This is a genomic window from Puia sp. (assembly GCF_035546395.1).
Taxonomy (GTDB): Bacteria; Bacteroidota; Bacteroidia; order Chitinophagales; family Chitinophagaceae; genus Puia.
Map to the genome: position 1 here is coordinate 264,969 of NZ_DASZXR010000008.1, position 26,413 is coordinate 291,381.

Here is a 26,413-nt window from a genome sequence, read left to right on the forward strand (position 1 = left end):
TTCTCACCTTATCAACATGACGATACCTTTGAGAACGGTAGGCTTGCCTGAAAAGGTCTTTCCCTTTACCAGGTAGATATAGGCACCCGAGGGTGCAGGTTGGCCATTGTAGGTCCCGTCCCAGCTTTTGCCGATATCGCGCGTCGTGTATACCCTGACGCCCATTCTGTCAAAGATGTCCATTTCCTCCAAGCTAATCGGAACAGCAGCCGGGATTCGGAAGACGTCATTATGACCATCCCCATTCGGGGTAAAGGCATTGGGCATCGTCAGGTTTGGGTCGGTTATGACAACAACCTTTCCGGTCGCATTGCAGCCATGTCCGTCGGTGACCGATAGCTGATATATGACGCTGTTTGGAGGGCTGGCGACCGGGTTAGCGATGTTGGCTGCATTCAATCCGAAGGCGGGGGTCCATTGATATTGGACGATCGACCCGGTAATCATCGGCGCCAGCTGAACGCCGCTGTTGCCGGGAATGACCACCGTATCGGGATCAAAGGTGACCGTCGGCAACGGATCGACAATCAAGTTCACGGGAGAGGATGAAACCGTCACGGGGCAAGTCGTGTTTGTCGTCATGGTGCAATAGATGATATCTCCATCCCGTGCGGTGGAGTCTGTAAACGTACTGCTGTTACCTCCTCGCGGACTGCCGTCAAGCGTCCATTGGTAGGTTGGCGTTTCCCCGCCGTTGGTCGGTTTCGCAGTAAACGTAACCGCTGTTGCACTACAAACGGGATTGGCCGAGGCCATGACGTTCACGGACGCCGGGGGCAGACTAACAGCCGTACCCGACACTGCCACCAGGAGGCTGGCCGCTCCCGGGGAGCTAACAACAATATCGCCCTTACTGTTGCCAGGTGGGGCAGTGGCCGAAGACCTCACATATACTACCGTATTGCTTACCGTGCCACCCACCTGGATAAGGGTGATGCTGCTGCTATAGCCAAAGCCCGAAGAAAGGGATACCTCGAAGCCGACAGGAGCAGCGATGGTAAAATCCCCTGTCAGATAGTTCCCCGCAACTTCGAATTGTAGGATATCCGGCGCCTCGGAAGGCGTCCCTGCGCAGGTTGAAATGCTCCCCGATACGCCGCCTGGAAGAATAATTTGAGGGGAGGGATTAACGGTGATGGTGAAGGTGACCGGAGTGCTGCTGCAGCCAGTACTGGCCTGGTTAAAAATAGCTATTGCTTGGGGGGCATTGCCAACCGAAATAGTGGATGTCACCAGGTTGGTCGTCGTGCTGATGACAGATACCGTTCCCGAATAAAGATTTGTTACATATAACTTACTGCCATCGGGGGTGACTTGCACCGCCCATGGATTTACGTCTACTGGTATGGTAGCCACATCCATATACGTCGCCGTGTTAATAACGGAGACAGTGTTATCCAGGAAATCGGACACATAGGCCCTGCTGCCGTCAGGAGTTACTGACACGGTCCACGGCTCTGACCCCACTGGTATGGTGGATATTACCGTGTTGGTAGTCGTATTGACGACAGAAACGCTATTGGACCCGTTATTGACGACATAGAGCTTGCTATCGTCGGGGCTCAGCGCAAGGCCCCAGGGACCTGACCCAACAGGGATAGTGGCCACCACCGTATTTGTTACCGCGTTGATGACTGAAACAGTGTTGGAATTGGTATTCGACACATACAGCAGGCTTCCATTTGCGTTCGACGTTATCACGCCTTGAGCAAGGCCTACGGTTATCGAAGATACTGCCGTGTTGGTCGTTGTACTGATTACTGTGACCGTGTTGGAGGCAATATTGTTATTGGCAACGTACACATAACTGCCATTGGGATTCACATAGAGCGCCCAGGGATACATTCCAACGGAAATAGTAGCTATCACGGTATAAGTAGCGGCATTTATAACGGAAACGGTGCCGGCCCAGAAATTTGTCACATACAGCTTGCTCCCATCAACACTCACAGCAACGGAAAATGGGTTGAAAGACAACGGGATGGTTGCTGTCACGGTATTGGTCAGCACATTGATGACAGAGATGCTCGAAGATTGGGCATTCGCGACATAAGCCAATCCTCCTGTAGTTGCAGTGGCTGTAATGGTGCCTATGATCGGGATGGTACCCCTGTTAACCCCGGTGAACGACGGAATATTTCCTACGCCGCTTGGTGCCAGGCCAATGGCTGGATTGCTGTTGACCCAACTATAAATACACCCTGTGCCCGGGAAAATGGCAGGTGCGGATAAACCTCCGTTACTGACGGTCTGGTTGCCCTGGCCTTTCACCTGGTGAAACCAGGAAAACAGATAGGCAATACAATATAAGATTACCAGGAATCCTTTCACGCCGCTGAATTTGGTGAATTTTGATAGGGGTTAATTGGCACCTAATTCGACCGGATGAAACCACGATCTCCCGCTGTAGTCCCATCCTTATCATTCTTAATATACTGATTATCATGCGACCGAAGGGAAGCGGCCGATTGCTGGTAAAGATCCCTGTTGCTTACTTTGATCCGATAATCTTTAGATGGTTTTTGCCGGTGAGACTGCCTCCTTTTATCTACCAAAGCCAAATTAGTTCATTATCGACTATTGTCCCACCGTTAAAACACCCATTTTTGCTTAAGTCAACGACATTAGTGAAAACCCCGTTTTTAATACTTTATAAGCATCGTACCTTTATCCGTGACACAACTAACCATGATGCACCCTTTTTATTTCCGGATCACCGTTGTCTGCCTGGCCGGCAGTCTTTTATGCAGCAGTTGCGCCGTCCTGACGGACAGCCAGGTCAAGAACATCAATGTTTTTGCCACGACCACAAAGGCGTATTGCGGCTTCCCCAGCGCGGTCGTCAAACAATATGCGGACCTCGACCAGACCCTGGCCATTATGAAGGCGGCCGATGTCCGGGATTTTCAGCATGTGCAAAACCAGCTTAACCGCGCAAGGTCGGGTTTCCAGGACAAGATGTCTTCCGCAGCCAATTTCGATCTTTCCCTGCAGATGATTCAAAAATATGGCGCCCTGCTGGCAAAGCTCAGCTGCGACGATCCCGCGAACAACCTGCGTGACCCTTCTGAAGACCTTGGAGAAAATCTCGACAATGCCGTTGCCCTGTTCAATCAAAAGACGGGCTCCCATCTCAACGCCTCTCTTGGCAGCGATCTGTCCAAGCTGATCCTGCTTGTCGGGCAACGACTCACCCGCCGGGCGCAGACGGTGGCCCTCAAGCAATTCATCGAAGAGGTTGACCCGGTGATTGCGGCGGCGACGGCGAATATCGAAGACGTGATGAACAATGGAGTGAAGGAATTGTGGCGGCAGGACAGCGCCGATTTCGAGAATTTCGCGCGGGTGATGCTGGAGCATGAGCTCGCCGCCGGGGGCGCGCCGGGGATCAGCCTAAATCGCTTCGAGGCTGCGCGGTGGTATTACGACCAGCTGACGGTATACCGGGATGCCGATGCTTTGCGCGCGCAGGTCGTACAGGCGGCGGTAAGCCTGCGGAACGCCCATGCCGCGCTGTTGGCCGACATCCATCAAAAAAAGCAGCTGAAAGAATTGGTTGCCGAAACAAAGCAATTCATTACGGATGTCCAGCCGCTGGGTCCGCTCTTATCCCATTATATTAAACTGCCTTAAATTTTTGCCAGATGAATACGGAGACACTGAATGCCCTCAAACAGGTGAATGGCCAGATCAACCAGCTGCATGACGAATTGCGCGATCCGTCGCTGCCGCAAGGCGAAATCGGCCCCATCGAGGATGCGATCGACGCGCTGGAGGCCATGCGGGATATCCTCATCCATGAAGCGCTTCAGTCCATGGTCGACCAGCTCAACCAAACAAATGCGCGGCTGCAGGCGGTGCTGACGAGGATGCAGGGAGTCAGCGACCGGCTAGACCGCATCTCCGCGGCCATCCGCAAGGTATCGGATGTGATCAGCGCGCTTGTTCAGATAACGCAAAAAGCCATGTCCGCCGGTTTGCTGGGGTAGGCCGACGCCATGCCGGCGACCCTATTTCTCCGCCACCTCCAGCAGTGCGGCCTTCATTTCCGTAGGTTCGACGTCTTTGAGGACGAATCCGCTGGCGCCCAGGCTGAGCATCCGGTTGATCGTCTTTTCATTATCCCAGGTGGAAATCGCCAGCACCTTCACCTCGGGGTAGTGGGACTTCAGCCAAGCGGCGGTCTCGAACCCATCCATCTCGGGCATATTGATGTCGAGCAACACAATATCGGGGAGGGTGTGCTGTGCCAGTTGTTTGATCAGTTGTTTGCCATTGTCGGCCTGCCAGGGTACAACGAATTCGGCGAAGCTGTCGATGACGGTGGCCAGTTCGTTACGAAAGTTGACGTGATCGTCCACAAGGACGACGGATATCTCTTTTTTCATCATAGTGTACTGTTTTTTTCCGGCACGGCCGGCGCTGTTTCTGTGGTGTTTTTGAAGGCCAGCCGGATGGTGGCCGTGGTGCCCGAGCCGATGCGGCTGGAGAGTTCGAATTCCGCGCCGATCAGACCGGCGCGGTGATGCATGCTTTTGAGGCCGAGGCCGCCGGCATTGGGGTCAAAGTTGTTGCGGTCGAAGCCGCGACCGTCGTCACTGATCTCTACCTGCAGGAATGCTTCGTCGAAGGCCAGCGTTACGGTGATGGTCTTTGCCCCGGCATGTTTGATGATATTGTTCAGCAGTTCCTGCACGATGCGGAACAGGATCAGCTCTTTTTGCGGATCGAAGCGGGCCGGTTTGCCGTCGATCACCAGTTCGGTGGTGTAGGCGCCCGAGCGGCGGATGGTGTCCAGTTCGCGCCTGACGGCCGTGTCGAAGCCCACTTCATTGATATATCCCGTGTTCAACCGATGCGAAAGGCTGCGGAGATCGGAAATGGCCTTTGTGATCAGGGTCTTTGCCTCGCGGATCTTGCCTGCGAGGACGGTGTTGCCGCCGGCCTCCATGGTGGCGATGTGGAGCTTGGCCAGGCTGAGGATCTGACCGATATTATCGTGTATCTCCTGGCTGATCTCCTGGAAGGTCTGTTCCTGTATCTCCAGCTTCGAGCTGAAGATGGCATGTTGGAACTCGCGGTGCATCTTGTTGATATGCCCCTGCATGAGCACCTGGAGGCGCTGATCCTCCTGTTTCTCCCAGCGGAAGCGCTGGATCAGCAGCCAGGCCAGCAGGAAGGCCTCGATAAAGATGGCCGTGCTGACATAGCTGATGGGCCCGATATGCGGCGGCCGGCCCGTCTGGATATACACCAGTTCGAGATTGATGAGAACGAACCAGATGGAATAGGCGACGACGAAATAATAGCCCAGCTTGTTGCCTTTCCGGCCGGTCTGGACGCCAAGGAGGATCGCGACGATGAAGACCAGCAAGGCGAGTACCTGGTTGATCGCCAGCACCGGCATCAGCGGCAGGAACTCGAGGGCGACGCTGTAGGCCAGCAGGGCGAAACCAAAGCCGTTGACGAGACGGTAGAGGCGCGGCGAGTAGCGTTTTACCTCGAGGAAGGCCAGGCAATAGAAGAGGAGCGCGGGCATGTCGAGGACTGGGATGAGGCGATACCAGAACATCAGATGGATCGTGGGGAAGAAGTATACGGCATATCCTTCCATGACGAGGGCCGAACTGAGGATGTAGAGCGCCACCAGGATCGAGTAGGTGAGATAATAGCGGCGCCGGAAGGTGTAGAAGAGAAAGAGGTTGATCGCGATGGCGAAGAGTAAGAGACCGGCGTATACTCCATAGTAGAGTTTTTCTTTTGCCGCCTTTATTTGGTACCTGCTAGTTTCCCACAGTGATACGGGGATCGCATGGACGTAGGGTTGCATGCGGAGATAGAAGGTATGGTTGCCGGGAGGGAGTGGGAAGACTTGTGCTGCGCTGATCACAGGTTTTTTATAGAGGGGGATCTGGAAGCCGCCGCGTTGGATGGCACCTTCGGTGCCATTAAAGTAATAGAGATCGGCTGTAGGGATGAATGCGTGGTCGAGCTCGAAGAGCAGGCTATCAGTCGTTGGGTTGTCGAGAGTGAAGCGCAGCCAGACGATGGAGTTCGTGAAGCCAAAGTGGAGGATTGGTTGATCCGAGAGTTGGAAGCGGGCTGAGTTGACCGAATCGATGGTCAGCGCTCCCTTCGGGTCGATGAGCACCGACACCTTTTGGCCCAGGTCTGCGTGACCCGAGCCCGCCGCCCATTTAATCGATGGGGGCATCGGCTGGGCGGGGGCCGGGACGACGCAGAGGATCAACAGTGAAAAGACCAGATACTTCATATCAAAAGAGCTACTTATATTCTTCTGAAAGGCTGAAGGTGGTTGGGATGTCCATCAGGAACGCCATGGCGATGAACCATATCCAGCAATATATACTAAAGGGCAGGTATCCTAAATACCCCAATAGTGGCATTTCGAACACGTGCAGCTGATTGACGTAAGGGATGATGTAGGTCCAATACCCGGGATTGAATCCATGCACCTGCCCGTCGGCGCCATGCTGGACGCTGAGCCAGTTGAAGCCTTCGAGGAAGAACCCCTGGAAGAGGAAAGTGGGCCCGAATACCAACAGGAAGGACCAGTCGCCGCGTTCTTTTATTGAGACGAACGGCGTCCAGATGCCGAGCATTCCCAATGCGATCGCCAGTACGATCAGCGGCGCGAGCCAGACGACGAAAAAGAGTCCGTCCGGGAAATAGGCGCTGAGGAAGAGTCCGACGAGGGCAACGATGAGGATACCCAGGCGAAGATTCTTTGACCAGGCGAGTTTGGGGCCGAAGCGGTATCGCGTGGCCAGGCCGGGGAAGGTGCAGAGAAACTGATACCACTCGAAGGCCATCGGGATAAAGGCCGAGCTGCCCAGCACGGCATAGATGAGGAATTTGTCATGGGTGATCAGGCCGGCCAGCGGGTAGTACCAGTTGAGCCGGATAAAGAAATTGAAATACTCGAAGATCAGCCAGCCCGAGATGGAGAGGACGCCCATGGCGATGAGTTCGGTGGTTGCCGTGGCGAAGAGGCTGCGGCCGGCGTTGCGGTGATAGACGAGTCCGTCCATGACGAGGATGAAGCCCCACCAGAGGGGGAGGAGCTGCCAGTCGTTTAGCCAGAGCGGGTGCGGGAGGCGGAGGAGGGTGAAGACGAGCGTCCCCGCGGAGGCGACAAGACCGATAAAGAACCAGGGTGGAAGGCCGGCCCGGGCTTTTATTCTTGCCGCCTTCGCCGCGGGGTGCGCTTTTTTGAAACCATAGATACGGGGGAAGATCAACAACAGCAGGGCGGCGATAAAGACCAGGGAAATGCCGAGGGTCATGAATAGGGTGGGCGCGGGTTTGGGATTACCGGGGCTGGTGGCGGGGAAATTGAAGAACCGGTCGGGGATGCCGCCATATTGAATATAGACGGCGATATAGGGTCCGTATAACAGCGCCAGCAGCAGTCCTATCAGGATCAGTACTTTTCTTCGGAGGCTGAGCCGGGGTTGCAGTGTAGTGGTTGTTGCGTCCATTGTTTGGATGTTAGATAAGGGCTTTCAATGTTTTCAGGAAGAGGCGGAGCAGGATATCGGCCTTTACGACATCGCTGTATCTGCCGAGCCAGACCTCGAGGGGGAGGAGGACGCTTTGGACGCTGCCGTCGGTGAGGCTGTAGATCATGAAGGTGGTGGCGTCGCGCAATTGGGGCCGGTAGCGGCGGAGCCATTCTTCTTCGTTGGTGAATCGCGTGCCGTCCCATTTTAGACCAACGGCGTCACAGAAGAGCGCATAGCGCCGCTGCATGAAGAAGGCGCGTGCGGGGGAGAGATAGAATTCTTCCAGGATCTCGGTGAGGCGGCGGCCGCTGGCGCCCGAGAGGTCGTAGCTGCGGGCGATGGCATAGGAGTCGATATTGCCGAGCATGTCCGAGCCGGGGGCGTTGCTATTGATATACTGTTGTTCGGCTTCTGGGCTGAGGGGCCGTTCGTTATGGCGGAGATAGTCGAAGACAAAGGCTTCGGCGGAGGTGGCGATATCGCCGAGCCAGGTGACGAGGTCCATATTCGAGTCGCAATGGGGGACGAGCTTGTGCAGGAATCCCAGCCAGACGGGAAGAGGGGATACGAACTGGGGATTGTTATAGGCGTCGAGGCCGGCGAGGACATGGGCGAGGTCGCAGTAGCTGCCGTCGGGCAGCAGCACTTCCTGGTGGTCTTTCTGGTAGATCCGGGGCACCTGGCCGAAGCGGGTGTCGCCATAGACCCGGTCGTTGTTGCGGTAGGTGACGAGGCGGTATTTATCTACTTCGTCGTTGTCCTTATAGTGAGGTTTGCGTTTGATATGGGATTGGCCGCTGTTGTCGCGCGGCGGAGTATCGGTGATGGTTACCTCATAACGGCATTCGATGGCCGCTGCACGGCGGATCAGATCTTTGTTCCATCCCCATTTGTCGTAGAAGATCTTTCGGAGGCGGGTGATCATGAGGGGGAGTTGGGTCTGCTCGCCGGGGAAGTAGTCCTCTTCTTCCTTTAACAGGTTGATGAATTCCTGCGCGGGCAGGACATCCTTTTCCGCATGACCGGGTTCCGGTTTACGGGATAGGACGGGTTGGAAAGGGGTTGCCGGTGGGGCTTTTAGTCCGGGTTGGGCGATATCGGCGTTGGTCATGCTTCGTAGTTTGGCGTTTAATAGTTAACTTTCAAGGTCATTAGCGTAAACCTTTCAAATGGATATGGATTCAGACAGTCTTCCTAAACCTTCCGTGGCGCTTGTGGATGATCATATTCTTCTTCGGAATGGCCTGGCCAATATCATCCGCAATTTCCAGAGCCATGACATCCTGTTCGAGGCCGACAACGGGCGGCAGTGTGTGGCAAAGCTGGAGGCGGGGCTGATCCCATCCATTGTCCTGCTGGACATCAATATGCCCGAGATGGACGGCTATTCCACCGCGATGATCATCAAGAGCCGGTTTCCGCAGGTAAAGGTGCTGGCCCTATCGATGTACGATTCGGAGAATTCGATCATCCGGATGCTGCGGAGCGGCGCCCGGGGATATATCCTGAAGGACAGCGATCCGGGCGAGTTGCAGCAGGCGCTGTCGGACGTGCAGCAGAAGGGGTATTATCAATCCGAGATGATCACGAGCCGGTTGATCCGGCTGGTGAACGACCTGGACAACCCCGAGGGGCAGCTGCAGCAGATGATCCATCTCAACGAACGGGAGATAGAGTTCCTCAAGCTTTCATGCACTGAACTAACTTACAAGGAGATAGCCGACAGGATGGGGGTGAGTCCCCGGACGGTGGACGGGTATCGGGATACGCTTTTTGAGAAGCTTCCTGTCAAGACAAGAGTGGGGCTTGTCCTCTACGCTATCCGTAGCGGGCTTGTGATGGTAGGATAAAGTTGATTCTGCGCATGGTCGGTTTAAGGATCAGGGGTTGGGATGTTTGGTTGTGCTGCGACGGACCTGGGCTCCGTTGTTGTTCATGGAAGGTTTAATGGTAATGGACTGATTGGGTGCAACCCGGCAGCGAAGTAAGGATAATTGCTTGGTTTTCTGCACCGTGTTTTAACGGTGGAATCGGGGAGTTTTAACGGTGGGGCGAGCGCCCAGGTGCGCAGACGGTCATTCGCAGGCAAAACCACGCAGAACGATGGGAATAATTAAGATAAAAGTCAGGCTGACAAGGCCAGTTGAACTTGATCTACAACTTCTTTTACCGTGGGATCGGTAAGTGCGGGAACCTTCAATTCTTTCAATTTCGAGGAAAGCAGGTTGGACACCGACGAAAAGCTCACGAGAATCACCTGCTGGCTGGGATCATCTTTGACCAATCGGGCTATGGGTAAGATCGTGGAGATCGGCAGTTCTCCATATTCACCTGCGCTTTTGCATTCGATGGCAATCCGTTTTCCGGAGATGGGTTCTACGACGAGGAGATCAACACCATAGTCGGCAACCGGTGCTTTCCTTACTTCTACGCCATGCAATATGCCTAATTGCTCCATCAACTGGGAGACAAACAGGCTTTCTTTATCGAATGTATTTGTACTGGCCATTTTTTTAGATCTTGAAGGTAAACTCTCTTTTATTACCAACAAATATCAAGCCTATAAGTAGCAATATCAATAACCCAATATAGGCTTCCAGGGTTGAAATTACAGCTTTTTTTAGATCTTTGGAAGCTTCATCCTTTTCCAGTATATTCCAATGAATTGCGAGGAATGAGGCCAGAAGCGAGCCAATGGGCACGATGAATAGCTTTTCGCGTTGGTCTTCAATAATTCCCTTAAGATAGAGCTTCCTGGTCTTCACAAAGCCCGTCAAAGGGCAGTTCTCGAGCCGGATCGTTGCTTGAGGTTTGGACCATTTTATCCTCTTTCTATCCAGCATTTCAGTAATGTTCTTGAAATACTCGTTGAGTGTGTTCTTCAGATTATTCAGGTCTTGCTGGTTTAAGGTTTCTACATAGACCTTCAAAAATGTTCCTTCACGATTGTAGACAAGAAACAGTGAATCGCGCGTATTTTGTGAAAGCTTTTACTACCAATTCGGAATCATATGTCTTCAATCGTACTTTAAATTCCCCTTCCATGGATCAGGCTTTAGTGTTTAAATATAGCATTTCTTCCCAATCCAATGATTGAAGCAGGAGTTACTCATACGGTATCTGCACCGTCACGGTCGTCCCCTCGCCTGGACGGCTATGGATGACACTGGACCCTCCGGAAAGCAAAGCCCGGTTGCGGATGTTCTCAAGTCCAAGCCCACCGGCGAGGGCAGAGGCTTTTTCGGTGTCGAAGCCCTGGCCGTCGTCGCGGACGCGGACGCGGAGCTGTTCGGCATACCAGGTGAAGCCGATGTTGATGTTGGAGGCGGAGGCGTGTTTGAGGCAGTTTTGGAGGCACTCCTGGATGATGCGAAAGAGGATCAGCTGTTTTTCTTCCTTTATTTTCTTTTCCTCGCCTTCGGAGGTGACGGAGACCTTGAGGCCGCCGGCCTTGCGGATGCGTTGCACTTCTTCGTCGACGGCTTCGCGGATGCTGAAGTGACGGATATGGCCGGCGTGGAGGCCTTTGGCGAGACTGCGGAGATCTTGCAGGGCGCGGGTGACATTGGCATAGACGTCCTTGACGAGGCCGTGGTCGACGGGTTCGGTGTCCCTGACGCTGCTGAGCTGGATCTTGGCGAGGCTGAGCAGTTGGCCCACATGGTCATGGATTTCCTCGCTGAGATAGCGAAAGGTCTGTTCCTGGATCTCGAGGCGGGTCTGCATCAATTGCTGATCGAACTGGTCCTGCATGGCTTTCTTCTCGCGCGCATTCTGCCGGCGGCGATAGTGGATATAAGAAAGCATGAATATGAACAGGACGCCGAAGAACAGCAGTACGAAGATAACTGCGAGAATGGTGGTGGTTATTTGCTCCTTTGCATCTGGCATAATAGGATCGCGCCGCTGTAGCCCGTATAAAGAGCGGCGTTGGCCGCCTGCATGAGTGCAAAATAAAGGCTTTTCCCGTCGACTTGGATATGGTTTAGCGCAATATATTTCTGTAGTCCGAGGGCGATCATCGATACGAGGCTAAACAGGAGGATCATGGCGTTGATCCAGAAATAAGGATCGATCAACAAATGGCTGTCTTCTTCCTTGCGGAGGGCGAGACGGGCGAGGACGAGACAGCTAAATACGAAATTTGTCAAATTTACCAATAGGGCCGTGAAGCTGTTAAACGGCATTTTCCCCTGGACGAAGAAGTAGTTGGCAATGAGGAATGCCTCGATAGCGAGACCGACATAGAGAATGCGGCGGCGTTCCCGGGCATCCGCTTTTAGCATGATCGTCAGCAGGTACAGGTACAGCGGCGTGGAGACGAGATAGTATAAATTAAATATGAAATAATTGTCAGGAGAGTGGAAAAGCCGCGTATAGTTAGCGCCGAGGAGGTCCGAGATATTGTCCACCAGTAATATAGGGATCAGGATACCGATGGAAAAGCTGCTCAGCCCTTTGCGGCACACGATGGCGAGCAAAAGGCTGAGCAGTTGGAAGTATTGAAAGTACAATAAGGTCATTATCTAAGGTCACTTGGTTTTTAGGGTTGAATGCTGCCCACTTCGAAACCGGAGCCTCCGCCACCGCCGCCTTTTGGCATCGTTTTCATGCCGGAAGGGCCAGTGGTGTCGGGGACGATAAAGAAGGTGATACGTCCGGCCGACGATGTGGCCGTACCGGTATACGTCAACATCGGGGCGGTACGGATACCGGGATAGATGACGAAGTTAAGGTTTGCTCCGTGTCCTTTGGGATCGTAGATCGCGATCTGTTGCTTCAGATAGGCCATCAGGCTGTCGGCCCGGAAGTACTCGCTGGTGGTGATCATGTAGGTCGAGTCGGGGCAATGGGTCATTTTCTGCCGCGGGCTGTCGCTGTTGATGCCATAGCGGGCCATGGTGTCGGCATAGGCCTGGATACAGGGCTGGATATAGCCCCAGGGAACGGAGTGTCCGCCGCCATGATAGCGGTTCGGATCGCTGACGCCTGTGGTGGTCGAGTCGGTGGGGCTGGTGGCGCCGGCGGAGGTGCCGGCATTGTTACAGGACGAAAAATACAGAGCTGTGAGCGCAATGGCGCTGAGGAGGATGGTTCGTTTCATGGAAGATGTTGTTTAGGTGTTTAGTAATGGATCGCAAGATAAGCGACCCTGCGGTCTGGCGAAAGCGTTAAAACACGGTTTATTATTGTGACGGCGGATGAGCATTTTTCTTTGGGGGCCAGTTCTTTTTCGGAAATCGCATTTTTTCGAGCCGGTAACCACCTGAATTTCAAATTTTTGGGGAAAAATATATCATACCAAATCTGACAGAACTCTACCCTTCAGGTTGTATTTACTGTGGAACTGTGTTTTTTACCAAATTTTGCTGTTTATGCCCTTACGATACAACTTGTCGAGGCAACTCGAGCGATTCCGTAATGGAGACCAGGATGCTTTTAGGTTTTTTGTCGACCACTACCGTCTGCGGATATTTTATTTCCTTTTGCAAAAGGTGTGTATCAGGCAGTTGGCACAGGATTTAATGGAGCGAACCTTCCTTCTTCTTTTTGCCAATCGTTCCAGCATCCCAACTGTCAAGCATCTTCGGGGCTTCCTTTATTATACCGCCAGCGAATGTGGCGACCTGCATTTGATGGGTCGGTCCTGTATCGAGGAGGGAAATTTCGAAATGCCGGATTCCCGGGAACTGTTAGCCGTACTGGATGAATTTGACGTGATACTCAATGAGGCCGACGTGGAGTTTTATAAATACGTTGAAAAGCTCAGTCCGGAACCGAAAATTGTGGTGGAAATGAGATTTTTTATTTATATGGATATTAGCACTATTACTGCTGAAAGGGGGATCGATCACAAGACCGTCGAGAAGTATATTTCCAAAGCCCATCGCTGGCGCCGGAATCATCCGGGTGGTGGTTGGAGCTATCTGATTAGCGGCTGAGCCTGAGATTTCCTTTTGAGAATGCAAACGAATATATGGCCGACAATCATCGTCGAATCGTCGAGATCCTTATCAAGAACGCCGGGAACCGACGGTTGAAGAAAGCAGAGGCCCGCTTCCTTAAGAAGTGGATGGAGCAGTCTGATGAGCATCGGCAATTGCCGGAGAAGCTATATTGCCGCCTCCGCCAGAAAGAGCGCCGGCGACAGTTGGAGGAGGCTCCATCATCGGCTGAAGTGTGGGAGAATATCCGCCGGCGGCTCGAGGAAACCGGGGTGCTTTCCGGGATAAACCGGCCGGCTTCCGTTACCCGGTACTGGCTTGCGAAAGCAGCGGTTGTGGTGCTGCTTATGTTGGGTGGCGATCTGCTTTGTGATCTTCCGGGCAACCGGAAGGTCGTTCAGACTTTGTCTAAAGATAGTGGGTATCCTGCTTCGTTGTCCGTAAAGAGTAAAGAGGGGAGTGTCCGGCCGAGTGTGGTTCTGTTCGCAGTCGCTCCAGTGGATGAGATGATCCCCTGCGAGGGGACTCCGGTGTTTCGGACCGTGGACATAGTTGGGCCAACCGCTGATGCGGATGTGCCGGTGAAGCGCCGGATGAAAAAGTTTACTCCGGCGCCTGCGACCGTGGACTCCGGTAGTCTTTTCCACTATTGCAGCGCTGTCGTTGCGACTCGTTCGCGGGATATTCCGCAGATGGAGCATACTGTCGCCTATCCTTATTCTTACTATACGAAAGCGCTCTTAGGTATTTTGAGTCATCTGGAAGGACCGATAGACATTCATTTGCCGGACGGGAAGCAGGTGCGGTTGGCGGGAAACAGGCGGTTCGAAAACGCCGGGGTGGATTCTCCGGTGAGGAAATGGCCGGATCCGGCGGCCCAATCGCCCGGGTTTCTTTTCAACGATACGGAACTTGACCGGGTCCTTGCTGAGGTGGCGGAATGGTATGGATTGAAAGTGTCCAATCCGGGGAGATGGAGAGGGGTTGCCATCACCGGCAAACTCGTACGGGCGTCCCGGCCGGACAGCGTACTCAATACCCTTCGACTGTTGGAAAATGGTTTTGTCCAATTGCGATGGGATCAGAAAGTCATTTTTGTCTCGGGCGCCGGGACAAAACGGGGTTTTTAAACCGATCAAAAATGCTGAAAGTTCCGGTGTGCATCGTCCTGCTAAGCTGTTCTCTTTTCTGTAGCGCTCAATCTTCCGCGCCACGGATACGATCTTATTCCTTCAAGGAAATAGAGCAGGCATTGAAGGCGCGTAATTATACCCTCATCTACCCTTCCTGGCTGGAGAGAGTTTTCCCGGCAGTGCCCCTGGACCTCGATCCGAATATGTCCGTGAAAGAACTTTTGCACGAGTGGCTGTTGGGGCTGGCTGTCAAAGCCAATGTGCAGGGAAACAGCATTATTCTTTTCCCGACCGGTGACAACCATGTGGGTAGAAGGCTTTATGCTTTATTGGACGGAGCGGTTGTGAATACGCAAATGGACCCGCTCCAGAGAGCCACGGTGACAAACGGTCAGACCCGCAAGGCGGTCGTCACGAACAGCAACGGCATCTTTCATCTTCGGGTGCTGGATTTCAATACACCGGTGATCGTCAGTTGTATCGGCTTTAAGGAAGATACGGTCGTGTTAAACAACAGGGCTTTTCAAATGGTCGTTCTCACGGAGGCCGAAGCGAACAGTCTCAATGCGGTTGAGGTCATTGCCTATGGGACCACCTCGAAGCGGCTGAATGTCGGGGCTTCCTTTACGACCACGGGCATCGGCTCGATCAAGGAGCCTTGCGGCAATTTCCAGGATGCCCTGAAGGCGAGGGTGCCTGGGGTCTTCATCTCGGATATCAACGGCGTTGCGGGCAGCGCCAAGTCGGTGACTATCGGGGGTATTCATTCTTTGCAGCAGAACAACGATCCCCTATATGTCGTGGACGGAGTGCCGCTGGCGAGGGACGGGGTCCTCACGGGTATTTCCTCGGGCACGGCCCAGGGGTTGGCAGGTGCGAATTCCCTGAATTTTATCGCACCGGACAATATCGCCGGGATCACGGTTTTAAAAGACGCCGCGGCCACTTCCATCTATGGGAGCCGGGCGAGTAATGGAGTGATCCTCATCACGCTGAAAAAGGGCAGGACCGGTCCGCTGCGGCTGTCTTTCGATGTCAGTGGCGGCGTGCAGGAAGCGGTCAGAACGAGCCGGTTGTTGACCGCGGCCCAGTTCGTTGGGCTGAGGAAAGAAGCTGTGCGGAACGATGGAGGTGATACGACCACCGTGCCGGAGGTCGCTCAGTGGGGCGCCAACCGGCCATCGAATTTTCAAAAGCTCACGATGGGCCGGAGGGCGCCATTGTTCAACGCCGGCCTTCAGGCCAGTTGGGGAAGCGCCCGCTCCACCTTTTTTCTTTCCGGGCAGGAGCATCGGGAGTCGACGGTCTTCCCGGGACCCAGCTCGGATGAAAGAAGGTCCTTCTATGGTCACTGGCGTGGTCAATCCGAGGATGGCCGGTTGAAGCTGGCGGTTTCGGGGCTTTACGGCTGGGAAGCGAGTCATCTGCCCGCGGAGGATCTCACCGCGTATCAATGGCTGGCGCCGAATGCCCCGGCCTTTACGGACAAGGCGGGCAACCCGCAATGGAGACAGGCGGGCTTGCCGTTTGTGAACATTCCTGCGCTGGAGAACAACGACTACCGGGGGAAGACCCACACCCTGCTCGGCCACTTACAGGTCAGCTACCGGCTTGGCAAGGGCTTCTCTATCGAAGAGAACCTGGGCTACAACGGTATTCATACGGCGGAGGACGGTTATCTGCGCCTGGCCGGACAGGACACGACTTTTCCCAACACGGCAGCCACGGTGACCACTGCCGATAACCGGTATCATCATACGATGACCGAGACGATCGGGCGATGGTTCGGCTCCGTCGGGCCGGGGACGCTGGATGCTTTGCTTGGCGTCGATTATCAGTGGCGGAATGTCAAATACCGATCGGTCCGGACGACATATCCCAGCGATACCCTACTGGCAGCCGGCAGGGGAGGATCGGCAGACCCTGCGGAGACTGACAGTATTCCTTACCGTTATTACAGTGTGTTCGGCCGGCTGAACTATAGCATCGCCGGCAAATACCTGTTCACCTCGTCGCTGCGCCGGGATAGAAGCGAGGTGCTGGGGGCAAAGGAACCCTGGGGTACTTTCTGGACGGTCGGCGCCGGTTGGATCTTCAGCCGGGAACGATTTTTTGCCCGTAACAAGACTCTTAGCCAGATATTCAGCCAGGGTAAGCTGAGAGGCAGCCTGGGGACCACCGGAAATGAGCCCCGGCAGGACCAATTGCTGGCCGAGGCGCAAGGCATCGCAGCGGTGCGTGGCCGGACTGGCGGACCGCCGCTTGTGATCCCGGCTCAACTGCCGTTGCACTGGGAGCTGAACTACCGGGAGGAGCTGGCATTGGAGCTGGGTTTTTGGCAGGACCGACTGTTGCTTACCGCGGCGGTAAACCGGGGATGGACTGCTAACCAGCTCATCAATGCCTCGATCATGGATGTGAGCCGGATCCCGAATCTTTTGAACGATCAGCCGATCAATATCGAAAACAGGGCCTTTGAGCTGTCGATACAGCTGGACCGGATACGATTGGGAAGGCTGGGCCTGGCTTCGTCGTTTGTGCTGACGGTGCCCAGGAACCGCATCCGCCGCTGGCCGGGGCTGGCGGGTTCGGCCGACTCTACCACCTATGTAGAAGGCCGGTCGGTTACGGTCAGCAAGAACTATCACTATCTCGGGGTCGACCCGGGTACCGGTTATTATACTTTTCAAACCGTGGACAGCGGCGGAATTCCTTCCTCCTCAGAGATGGCGCCAAATAAGGGGTTCGATCCGGCCTGGTATGCAGGTTGGAGCCAGCGCCTGACCTTTGGCAATTGGGAGCTGGAGTGGCTGTTCGACTATCGGCGGCAACGCGGATTCAACCCGCTGATCGTGCTTGACCAGGTGCATGCACCTGGAGCGCAAGAGACGCAGCGACAGCTTAGTAACGGGCCTGTCGAATGGCTGGATCATTGGCGGAAGCCGGACGATATCGCGAGTCACCAACGCCTCACCGCAGGGGGTGACCCGGTCGCAATGGCGCGTGATATGGCCTACCAGTACAGCGATGCGCAGAGCATCGGCGCCTCGTATCTCCGCCTGCGAAATGTCACTCTCAGCTACCGGCTGCCGGAGGCGTCGGTCAGGCGACTGGGTGTGAAGGACGGACGGATCAGCATCAGCGGTGAGAACCTATGGACAAAGACCCATTTCCCGGTCACCGATCCGGAAACGCAAAATCCAAACGTTCTGCCGCCGATGCGGATCATTGTAGTAGGCATCCACGTGGTGTTCTAGTGTCGCCGGTCAATGTCTGTAGAGAAAGACCGATGGCGGGAAGGAGTGCGGAGTGCCATAGAGCGTGTAACCCTTGGAGATCAGGGTGCCCCCGGGAGTGGTGTTCACGTTCCAGCCATAGTAGAACCAATACTCGAACTCTTCGATGGCGATGGACTCGTGGTCGACGTAGGCGTCACCCGGGTAGGTGTACCAATAGTAGTACGTGTCGAATTTTGCCTTGTCGTTGTGAACTGCCGGACTGGCGGCGGTTGGGTTGATAGCGCCGGCTTCCTTGTGATTGCTTGTGGCGTTGAGAGCGGCGGCTGCATAGTGCGTGGTGGTTGCACCGGACAAAATGAGGACCAATGCCAGCGCGATGGCCGGCAGGCTAATGGATAAGCGTTTCATGGTTAATCTTTAAGGTTTACAAAATAATGAGAATCGTCTAGTGTAAAATGGGGATATCCCCTGCGAACAAATAAATGTAAGCAGGGATCATGCATGATAAATGCGGTGGAAGAAGTCTTGTTTTTGGGGATAGATAAATGTCCTTTCGGGTCGGGACTGCGCCCGAGGTGTCATTCAGATCATGCCGGCGTCTTTTCCCGGTCGACGGCGACGCCTTATGGCTGTACCAGGACCGTTCTACCTTCGACGGTGAAATGGATATGCTCGCCGGTGAGGCCTTTCAGCAGGCTGGAGAGCGGCATGTTGCGCTGGATCTTCCCGACGAACTGCTGAGGCGGGATGGCGCCTTTGTATTCGACGGAGATGTCGTACCAGCGGGCGATCTGGCGCATCGTGGTCTCGAGGCTGGCGTGGTCGAAGTGAAAATAACCGTTCTTCCAGGCGGTGATCTCGGCGACGTTGACGTTTGACAGGGTCTTGAGGTTTCCTGTTGCGTCGAGCACCGATTGTTCTTCTGGTTTCAGGAGTGCGCTGTTGTGGCCGTGGATGTAGCGGATGCTGCCGTCGATGAGGGTTGCGCGTTCGGCGCTCTCGTCGTTATAGGCCATGATGTTGAAGGAGGTGCCTAGGACCTCGATGGTGGCGGGACCTGCGGGGCCGCCGGTGGTATGAACGAAAAAGGGATGGTTGGCATCCTTTGCCACTTCGAAATAGGCTTCGCCGCTGAGTTCCACTTCGCGGGTGGCGCCGGTGAAGGCGACGGGATAGCGGAGGGAGGAGGCGTTGTTGAGCCAGACGCGGCTTCCGTCGGGGAGGGCGAGCGAGAATTGCCCGGCCCTCGGAGTGCTCAGGACGTTAAAGGCCGGGCTTTGGGGTTTTTCTTCCGATGTTTTGTTATAGGCGAGCTGTCCGTCGGACAGTTTGGTGACCCGGGTGTTGCCCTGGCTGGCCAGAAGGCCGTTGACGCTGGAGTCGAGGTTGATCTTTCGGCCATCCGCCAGGGTTAGGGTGGCGCGGTTGCCGCCGGGGGCGACGTCGGCGGCGGGCGTTTGCTGCGCTGTGACTGCAGGCGCGGCAGCGGGAGTGCGGTTGAGGGCCCAGTAGGCTCCGGCGGCGATGAGTAGAAGGACGGAGGCGGCCATGAGGTAGCGCCAGCCGAAGTTGCGGGCGGCGGGAGCGTTGGCGGGGAGGGTTGGAACGGCGGGTTCGTCTTTCCAATAGCCGTCCTGCTGAACGCGGGAGACGATGGAGTCCCAAATACGGTTGTTGGCCATCTGTTCCATCTGGAGCAGCTTTTCCTTTATGGATGTTGGGTCGTTCCTGAGGTCTTCGAGCATGCGGCTTCTTCCTTCGCCCTGGCTGATCCAGGCGTCGAGGGCAGCTTGTTCTTCCGGAGAGAGGGTTTCTTCTCTAAGGTATTTGGTCACAATAGGATCGATGTCTATATATTGCTCCATGGCGTATAATTCCCTACCACTGGCCAACACGATATGGTTGTCATTTTAACCAACCGGCCAGGTTAAGGTTTCATTAATAATTGCTTATTTCAATAGGTAAAAGGCTGCGGCAATGGCAATGGCAAAACCGGGGACTCCTTCCATCAACCATTTGACTTTCAGGCCGCTTTTGCGCAAGGCATCGAGGGCTTTTGTCTTATGATTGAGGACGGTCTGGGGGCTGAGCTGCATGATCTGGGCTATTTCGGAGGTATTCTTCTGTTCGAAGAAATACAGGCGAAGGATCGTCTTGCGCTGGCGGGGCAGTTTTTCGATCTCCTTATGGATGTCCTGCAGGAGGATTGTCCTTACGCGTTCGGTCTCGACATGTTCTTCGATGCCGGTCTCGAGATAGGAAAGATCGTGCTGGCTTTCGCGCTGGCGGTTTTTGAGGCGGAGGAAGTCGATGGCTTCGTTGCGAACGATGACATAAAGCCAGCGTTTGATATGTTCGAAGGATTTCATGCCCGCGCGGGCGTGGAAGAGTTTGTAGAAGGCGTTGGCGACGATGTCTTCGGAGTCGGTCTGCGAGTGGATGATATTCTCCACGAAGTAGGTGAGGGGGCGGACCATCTGGTCATACACCATCCTGAAGGCTTCTTTGTTGCCCTCCCGGAAGGAGATGATGATCGCCTCTTCGTTGCCGCGAACCGGTTGTCCTGGTTTTGGTGCCTGCATGCCTTTAACGGATGAAATACGGATTTACATATCGATGGTACACGATACCAACGCTTAATGGCTAATAATCAAACAGGATAAAAGTTTAGGACTTTCTTCAAGGCGAGAAAGCGGACGCAGCAATCGTGGTTATTGAACCTTTGAACTCTTCATGCAGGATGGGCTGGGGCCCGTCGCACTGCAAATAAATTCTTTTTGGCGAGGTTTCGCATTAAATCGCCAACAAAATTGCGTTTTGATGCAAAACTTCAAACTAAAACTAAGCATTTATCCGTGAAAATACTACAATGTTCATAAAAAAATACGAGTGTTCACGTAGGGAAGATACGACTACCGTCGATGGATATGTGGAATGCTCCGTTCCCCGTGCTGCCGACGGGCTTTGTGACGATATCGATTCATGAAAAGTCTGGGAAAGAAGGACTTGACGGGTGAGGTCTCTGTATTCAAATATACAAATTTCCCCTGATCTGTTTAAAAAAACCGGGCGTGGCGGGCGGTTGCAATTGTTATTGGTATTCAATGTTTTAAAGAATTTGGGGGTATTTGTAGTGGTTGGCCGGCCTTTCTGCCCGTTAGGAAACTGCGGGGAATGCGTATAAATAGCAGTCGAATGTCAGTATCTTACTAATAACCTTGCCATCAACCTTGTGGGTATGAACAGCCTGTTCCAACAACTCGTTGCGGGGTCCGAGGATGCCTTCAACATCTATTATAAGCGATATAACGGAAGTGTCTATCTCGCGTTGAAAAAGCTTTGCGGGGATGAAATCCTCGCCCAGGACCTTACACAGGAGGTCTTCCGGAATCTCTGGGATCGACGCGACCGTTTCAATGATGAAGATCATCTGCGCAATTATCTTTTCCGGATGACCCGTTGCGTTTTTCTCATGCACCAGCGGGCGCGCCGGAAAGCGATCGCGGCGGAGAATGAAGTCCGGCTGACGACGGAGCAGGCGGATGACAATGTGGACCTGGTCCTTGTCATGGAGCAGGTGCATGCCACCGTCCGGGATGCGTTGTTAAAGCTGCCGCCGCAGCAGAAGATGGTGATGGAACTGCTGATGCTTCGGGGACTCGATGTCAAGGCGGTGGCCAAGCGCTTGCAGTTGGCCCCGCAAACCGTGCGCAACCATAAGACCCAGGCGCTGACGTTTCTCAGAAAGGAGCTCCATAGCCGAAATCTTACGATCGCCGGCGGGAAAAAATATACCCAATTACCTGGTTGAACCTCGCCTTTCCTGCATTAGTATTACAATGCGGGTTCACTAAATTCTCTTCTTCCTTATGACCGAAAAGCAAGATCCTATTGTTGCTATCCTTGTCAAGTACGCGCTCAAGCAAGAGTTGAGCAATGAGGAGTTGCGCGTGCTTGAAGAGTGGCGAAGGCGTTCGGATGTCCATGACGGACTACCCGGGCAGCTGCAGGACGCCGAATGGCGCGATGCGCATCAACGGGAGATAGAGGAAGCGCCGACGGAGGCGATGTGGGAGAATATCCGGCAACATATCCGGCAAAGGAAGGAGGTGAAGACGCCTGTTCGCAGTATCGGCTGGAAGGTTTGGAAATGGCCGGCTGCCGCGGCGATCGTGCTTGGGTTGGTGGGCGGCGGGGTATGGTTTGGGATGCGGCGGACCGATGCTATTGTTGCCGCCGTGAACCGGGCGCCGTTCATGCCGGCTGCTGCGGAAGGTGAGAATGACATGGTGGTATTGCTATTGAGTGATGGCCGGCTCGTTTATCCGACGGCCGCCCGGGTTGGCGATCGGATCGCCGAGGACGGGGGCCTGTCCATCATCCGGACTACTGCTGGTGTTGCATATGCGAAAATAACGGGAGGCGACGGTGCGATGCAGGCGGTTACCCATAGCATTCATATCGGTCGGGCGTTTACCGGATGCTTCCAGCTGCGTTTCCCGGACGGAAGCAGGGTGTCGCTGGACACGAATAGCCGATTGGCCTACTCAGTGCCGTTGCGGATGGGACCGGAACCTGTTGTCGAGGGGCAAGCCTTTTTTGCGATCGCGCACAATGACCCGGCCCACCCGTTAAGGATCTGGACCGGTAAGGGTGAAAGCCTGACGGTGTTGGGGACTTCCTTTAACGTACGAAGCTACCCCGGGGAACGGGGGGGTAAGGTGGATCTGTATACCGGGAAACTCCGGGTTAACCGAAAGGAGGACAGTCTCTTGTTGATGGCTGACCGGAGTGCGGTAATGACGGACGAGCGGGGGTTGCAGCTGCAGGCGTTGGGACCGCATGGCCATATCCCGGGCTGGGCGCGGCCGCCGGCGAGGAGTCCTTATTTCGAATTCCAGAATACGCTTTTGGCTGATGCCATCGAGGAAGTGGCCGGATGGTATGGGATGAATGTGGTGTTTGCCAGGGGTGTGCCGGGCGTTCCGGTTTCGGGTAAGTTGCCGCGTGGCGAGTCGATGGAGCATACGTTGCAGGCCTTGCAGCAGGTGCAGGGCCGGTCTGCGGTACTGCGAAGTGTGGCGGATACGATCTATGTGGAGCCGGGTAGCTAAAAATATTTTGCAATTGCACTGGTTGAATGCATCGATCGCTGCATTAAAGAAATAGAGAACCCTGGAAAAAGACATTTTAGCCATAAACCATTAATCCTATTCCTTGATCTTCCCGGTCCTTTCACCATGAGGGCCGGGAATTCTTTGTTTTATAGTCCCCTATTTACCAAGATAATACAGGCCTTATGAGGGTATTGGCCTGGTCCGTGGTGCTGTTGTTGCTGATCCGGCCCGGTATGGCCCAGCGCGTGTTCAATTGGCGGGTGGATCATGTGACGATGGATTCTGCCTTGAGGCAGATCAGCAGGAAGACGGGCCATTCGTTTTTATATCCGGCAGATCTTTTTACCAGGATCCCACCCATCGACCTCAAACTGGAGAATGTCGGCTGGGAGAAGGCGTTGCGTGCCTGCCTGGCGGGGCTTGATGCGGGGGTCACTCCGAATGGGGATTCGACCTCGGTTATTATCGCCAGGGGTGATGGGGGTTTGCATTATACTCCCTTGCGGGGGCGGGTGACCGGCGCCGGCGGGGTGCCGTTGGCGGGTGCGACGGTGGTTGCCGCCGGCGGAGTGCCAGCCTTGACCGATGAGCAGGGGGTATTCAGCTTGCCGGTGAGATCATTCAGGACCTTGGTGACCATCAGCTTCTCCGGCTATGTCTCACGAACCGAAGTCCTTTCCAATCGAGAAGAGGTGAACATCGCGTTACAGCTTCCGGGTCCGCTGGATGCGGTCGTGGTATTGCCGTATGATCCGCCATATGGTCATACGCCGCGACGGTTCAGTACGGCGACGGCGTTCGAGGTGCGGGATACCGCGCTTGGGGATGCGCCGGTGAACAATTTGCTCGAGGCATTGCAGGGACTTATCCCCGGCGCCAGCATCCGGCAATACAATGGCGTACCCGGCAGCGCTTTTGAAGTGTTGTTGGGCGGGCGGCATTCTATCCAGCAGGGGAATGATCCGCTGTTCATTGTCGACGGCGTGCCGTGGGCGACGAACGGGACCCTCAGTACGATCGGCGGTGGCTCGGCGCAGGGTTCGAATGGCGCCAGTGCGTTGAACGGTATCCCGATGTCGGCTATCGGCAGCATCACGGTGATGAATGACGCGGCGGCGACTGCGTTATACGGGAGCCGGGCTTCCAATGGGGTGATCCTTGTCACGCTCAAGGAGGGGCGTGCGGGGAAGGTGTTGTGGACGGCGGATGTGAATGGGGGTGTCAGCCGGACGGTGCCGACGAGCGGGCTGTTGAATACCACGGAATTTTTGGGGCTGCGGCGGGAGGCCATCCTCAACGATGGGCGGACGGTGAATGATACCAGTTTGCCGGAGCAGTACCAATGGGATCCCACCCGGTATATCGATTTTAAGAAGACGACGATGGGTGGGACCGGGGTCTTGAGAAATGCCCGGGTCGAGGTCAGCGGCGGCGGAGAGCGCGACCGGTGGCTTATGGGCGGACGATATCATAAAGAGTCCGCGGTGTACCCGGGGGATTTTTACGACCAGGATCTCTCCGTCAACGGCAGCTATCACCGCGAGTCGGTGAATCACCGGCTTAAACTGGGTGTTGCGGCGGTGTACAACCAGGAGAACGATTTCCTGCCGTTGCAGGACCTAAGCCAGTATCAATATCTCGCGCCGAATACGCCGGCCTTTAGCGATGCGTCGGGTGTGCCCCAATGGGGCACGCCCTCGATGCCTTTCATCAATATCCTCGCGTTGACGCATAATACGTATCGCGGGAAGATCGCAACGGTGCTGGCGCATGGAGATCTGAGCTACGAGTTTGCGGATCATTTTTTTGGGGAGGCGCGGGTTGGGTACAACGGCATCTTTACCCGCGAGAAAAGCCTGTTGTCGGTGGCGGGGCAGATACCTTTCCTGTCGACGCCGCCTGTGGACGATACGACAACGGATGAGAACGATTATAACAGTGGGATCGTCGAGGGATTGGTTCGTTATCACGGACCGTTGTTTGGTGGGCGGGACCAGTTGGATCTGTTGGCCGGCGTCACCTGGCAGGAGCAGCAGACGGCCTATTGTTCGACGACGGGTATTCTCGATGGGAATGGGCATGTGACGCCCGGGGCGACGAATGCCTCGGTGGACAACCGGTATGCCGCTTTGTTTGCGAGAGCTAACTATGTCTTTCGGCGCGCCTTGATCCTTTCGGCGGCCTTGCGGCGGGATGGGAGCACCAAGTTCGGGCAGGGGTTTAGCTTTGGGAATTTTTGGAGTGTGGGTGGGGCGTGGATCTTCCGGGCTGAGCGCCCCGAGGCTCGCGGGCTTTCTTTCGGGAAGATCAAAGCCAGTTATGGGACGACGGGGAATGAGGAGATCAGCCCGCGACTGTATGATACGTCGACGGCCGGGATGGTCAACCGGAACCTGCAATGGGAGGTAAATCATCGCGCCGAGGCGGGCGTGGAGCTGGGGTTGTTTAGGAATTCGATGTTCTTCACGGCGATGGCTTACCGAAGCTGGACGGACAACCAGCTGATCTATTACCTGGCCAATCCTTTGAGGCGAACTTTTGCGCATTTTGGGGATGTAGCGGCTAATGTGGTGAATAAGGGTCTGGAGTTTCAGTTGTTGGCGCAGGGGGTGCATTTCGGGCGGTTGCGGTGGAGTATGCAGTTGTCGGTGACGGTGCCTTTCAATCGGCTCCAGAGTTTTCCGTTGTTGGATAGTACATCGCTCGCGGGATCGCTGGTGGTGGGGCATTCGTTGACGGCGACGAAGAGTTATCATTTGCTGGGGGTTGATCCGAATACGGGGTTGTATCAGTTCCAGGCATCGGGGGTAGGGACTGCGCTGGCCCTGGCGCCTGGTCCCAGCCTGGATCCGAAATGGTATGCAGGTTGGTCCCATAGCCTGCAATACGGGCGGCTGGAGCTGCGGCTGTTTGTCGAGTGGAGAAGGCAGAATGGCGCCAATCCGTTGGCAGCGTTGGCCAGGCAAAATGCCCCGGGTGTGGAGCAGGGGGTTCAATTGAGCAATGGGCCGGTGGAATGGCTGGATCATTGGCGAGGGGCCGGGGATAGTAAGAGCCAGCAGCGGCTGACCTCGGGTGGGGATGCGATGGCGAGGCAGGCTTTGCAGAGATATCTCAGGTCGGATGAGAACGTGATCGGCGCGTCATACCTGCGGCTGAAGACGGCGGCGTTGTATTACCGGTGGAAGGTGTTGCCGCGGCTGCGGGGTGTGGAGGGCATAACCTTGTATCTGCGGGGTGAAGATCTGTTCCGGGTGACACGATTCCCGGTGACGGATCCCGAGACGCAGGACCCGACCGTGTTGCCGCCGATGCGGGTGGTGGAGTTGGGGTTTAGCGTGGTGTTTGGAAAGAAGGCCGGTCCGTCGCGAGTGGCGGACCGGGGTGTTGTTCGGTAGCCGTTATCGTTTTGTTTTTGGGCTTTGTTGCCGGTGATTTGGCCTGGTGCTTTAG

Annotated in this window: 22 protein-coding genes; 9 read left to right on the forward strand and 13 right to left on the reverse strand. The window is 55.0% G+C overall.

The window, feature by feature from the left end; all coding sequences use genetic code 11:
• Positions 1–3: 3 nt before the first annotated feature.
• Positions 4–2,331: a gliding motility-associated C-terminal domain-containing protein gene (locus VHE34_RS09525; protein WP_325587124.1), complete on the reverse strand. Its 2,328-nt coding sequence runs from the start codon at positions 2,329–2,331 to the stop codon at positions 4–6.
• A 357-nt stretch (positions 2,332–2,688) separates the two neighbouring features.
• Between VHE34_RS09525 and VHE34_RS09530 the strand changes: the two genes are divergently transcribed.
• Positions 2,689–3,633 (forward strand): hypothetical protein, encoded by a 945-nt coding sequence (locus VHE34_RS09530; RefSeq protein WP_325587126.1) that lies wholly within the window; start codon positions 2,689–2,691, stop codon positions 3,631–3,633.
• 11 nt (positions 3,634–3,644) lie between these two features.
• Positions 3,645–3,989 carry a hypothetical protein gene (locus tag VHE34_RS09535; RefSeq protein ID WP_325587128.1) on the forward strand — a complete coding sequence of 115 codons (345 nt, stop codon included), beginning with the start codon at positions 3,645–3,647 and terminating at the stop codon, positions 3,987–3,989.
• 21 nt (positions 3,990–4,010) lie between these two features.
• Here the strand turns inward: VHE34_RS09535 and VHE34_RS09540 are convergent, their stop codons facing one another.
• Genes VHE34_RS09540 through VHE34_RS09555 form a run of 4 tightly spaced genes read right to left on the reverse strand, consistent with a single transcriptional unit; the run spans position 4,011 to position 8,637 of the window.
• Positions 4,011–4,391, reverse strand: a complete 381-nt coding sequence (locus tag VHE34_RS09540) for a response regulator transcription factor (RefSeq protein ID WP_325587130.1) — start codon at positions 4,389–4,391, stop codon at positions 4,011–4,013.
• Positions 4,388–6,274 (reverse strand): sensor histidine kinase, encoded by a 1,887-nt coding sequence (locus VHE34_RS09545; protein WP_325587132.1) that lies wholly within the window; start codon positions 6,272–6,274, stop codon positions 4,388–4,390. The genes VHE34_RS09540 and VHE34_RS09545 overlap by 4 nt, the downstream gene beginning before the upstream one ends.
• A 10-nt stretch (positions 6,275–6,284) precedes the next feature.
• A complete protein-coding gene (locus VHE34_RS09550; RefSeq protein ID WP_325587134.1) occupies positions 6,285–7,502 on the reverse strand; it encodes a hypothetical protein in 1,218 nt (405 codons plus the stop codon).
• Between the two features lie 10 nt (positions 7,503–7,512).
• Positions 7,513–8,637, reverse strand: a complete 1,125-nt coding sequence (locus VHE34_RS09555; RefSeq protein ID WP_325587136.1) for a hypothetical protein — start codon at positions 8,635–8,637, stop codon at positions 7,513–7,515.
• A 58-nt stretch (positions 8,638–8,695) separates the two neighbouring features.
• Between VHE34_RS09555 and VHE34_RS09560 the strand changes: the two genes are divergently transcribed.
• Positions 8,696–9,376 carry a response regulator transcription factor gene (locus tag VHE34_RS09560; protein ID WP_325587138.1) on the forward strand — a complete coding sequence of 227 codons (681 nt, stop codon included), beginning with the start codon at positions 8,696–8,698 and terminating at the stop codon, positions 9,374–9,376.
• A gap of 275 nt (positions 9,377–9,651) precedes the next feature.
• On the opposite strand, the gene VHE34_RS09565 is transcribed toward VHE34_RS09560, so the two are convergent.
• The 5 genes from VHE34_RS09565 to VHE34_RS09585 form a co-directional block, all read right to left on the reverse strand.
• Positions 9,652–10,035 carry a restriction endonuclease gene (locus VHE34_RS09565; RefSeq protein WP_325587140.1) on the reverse strand — a complete coding sequence of 128 codons (384 nt, stop codon included), beginning with the start codon at positions 10,033–10,035 and terminating at the stop codon, positions 9,652–9,654.
• 4 nt (positions 10,036–10,039) lie between these two features.
• Positions 10,040–10,456, reverse strand: a complete 417-nt coding sequence (locus VHE34_RS09570; protein ID WP_325587142.1) for a hypothetical protein — start codon at positions 10,454–10,456, stop codon at positions 10,040–10,042.
• A 175-nt stretch (positions 10,457–10,631) separates the two neighbouring features.
• The gene (locus tag VHE34_RS09575; RefSeq protein WP_325587144.1) at positions 10,632–11,417 is read right to left on the reverse strand and encodes a sensor histidine kinase; all 786 of its coding nucleotides are present in this window, start codon (positions 11,415–11,417) and stop codon (positions 10,632–10,634) included.
• Positions 11,393–12,049, reverse strand: a complete 657-nt coding sequence (locus VHE34_RS09580; RefSeq protein ID WP_325587146.1) for a hypothetical protein — start codon at positions 12,047–12,049, stop codon at positions 11,393–11,395. The genes VHE34_RS09575 and VHE34_RS09580 overlap by 25 nt, the downstream gene beginning before the upstream one ends.
• Positions 12,050–12,069: 20 nt before the next feature.
• On the reverse strand, positions 12,070–12,630 hold the full coding sequence (locus VHE34_RS09585; RefSeq protein WP_325587148.1) for a hypothetical protein: 561 nt from the start codon (positions 12,628–12,630) through the stop codon (positions 12,070–12,072).
• A 271-nt stretch (positions 12,631–12,901) separates the two neighbouring features.
• Between VHE34_RS09585 and VHE34_RS09590 the strand changes: the two genes are divergently transcribed.
• Genes VHE34_RS09590 through VHE34_RS09600 form a run of 3 tightly spaced genes read left to right on the forward strand, consistent with a single transcriptional unit; the run spans position 12,902 to position 17,861 of the window.
• A complete protein-coding gene (locus VHE34_RS09590) occupies positions 12,902–13,468 on the forward strand; it encodes a sigma-70 family RNA polymerase sigma factor (protein ID WP_325587150.1) in 567 nt (188 codons plus the stop codon).
• A 35-nt stretch (positions 13,469–13,503) separates the two neighbouring features.
• The gene (locus VHE34_RS09595) at positions 13,504–14,601 is read left to right on the forward strand and encodes a DUF4974 domain-containing protein (protein WP_325587152.1); all 1,098 of its coding nucleotides are present in this window, start codon (positions 13,504–13,506) and stop codon (positions 14,599–14,601) included.
• An 11-nt stretch (positions 14,602–14,612) separates the two neighbouring features.
• Positions 14,613–17,861 carry a SusC/RagA family TonB-linked outer membrane protein gene (locus tag VHE34_RS09600; RefSeq protein WP_325587154.1) on the forward strand — a complete coding sequence of 1,083 codons (3,249 nt, stop codon included), beginning with the start codon at positions 14,613–14,615 and terminating at the stop codon, positions 17,859–17,861.
• Between the two features lie 9 nt (positions 17,862–17,870).
• Here VHE34_RS09600 and VHE34_RS09605 read toward each other — a convergent pair whose 3' ends face one another.
• The 3 genes from VHE34_RS09605 to VHE34_RS09615 form a co-directional block, all read right to left on the reverse strand.
• Complete coding sequence (locus VHE34_RS09605; protein WP_325587155.1) at positions 17,871–18,251, reverse strand: hypothetical protein; 381 nt, start codon at positions 18,249–18,251, stop codon at positions 17,871–17,873.
• 215 nt (positions 18,252–18,466) lie between these two features.
• Positions 18,467–19,708, reverse strand: a complete 1,242-nt coding sequence (locus VHE34_RS09610) for a FecR domain-containing protein (protein ID WP_325587156.1) — start codon at positions 19,706–19,708, stop codon at positions 18,467–18,469.
• Between the two features lie 84 nt (positions 19,709–19,792).
• On the reverse strand, positions 19,793–20,425 hold the full coding sequence (locus VHE34_RS09615; RefSeq protein ID WP_325587158.1) for an RNA polymerase sigma factor: 633 nt from the start codon (positions 20,423–20,425) through the stop codon (positions 19,793–19,795).
• Between the two features lie 656 nt (positions 20,426–21,081).
• Here VHE34_RS09615 and VHE34_RS09620 point away from each other — a divergent pair.
• The 3 genes from VHE34_RS09620 (at position 21,082) to VHE34_RS09630 (ending at position 26,358) form a co-directional block, all read left to right on the forward strand.
• A complete protein-coding gene (locus VHE34_RS09620) occupies positions 21,082–21,654 on the forward strand; it encodes an RNA polymerase sigma factor (RefSeq protein WP_325587160.1) in 573 nt (190 codons plus the stop codon).
• 58 nt (positions 21,655–21,712) lie between these two features.
• Complete coding sequence (locus tag VHE34_RS09625) at positions 21,713–22,957, forward strand: FecR family protein (protein ID WP_325587162.1); 1,245 nt, start codon at positions 21,713–21,715, stop codon at positions 22,955–22,957.
• 185 nt (positions 22,958–23,142) lie between these two features.
• Positions 23,143–26,358: a SusC/RagA family TonB-linked outer membrane protein gene (locus tag VHE34_RS09630; RefSeq protein WP_325587164.1), complete on the forward strand. Its 3,216-nt coding sequence runs from the start codon at positions 23,143–23,145 to the stop codon at positions 26,356–26,358.
• The last annotated feature ends 55 nt before the right edge of the window (positions 26,359–26,413 follow it).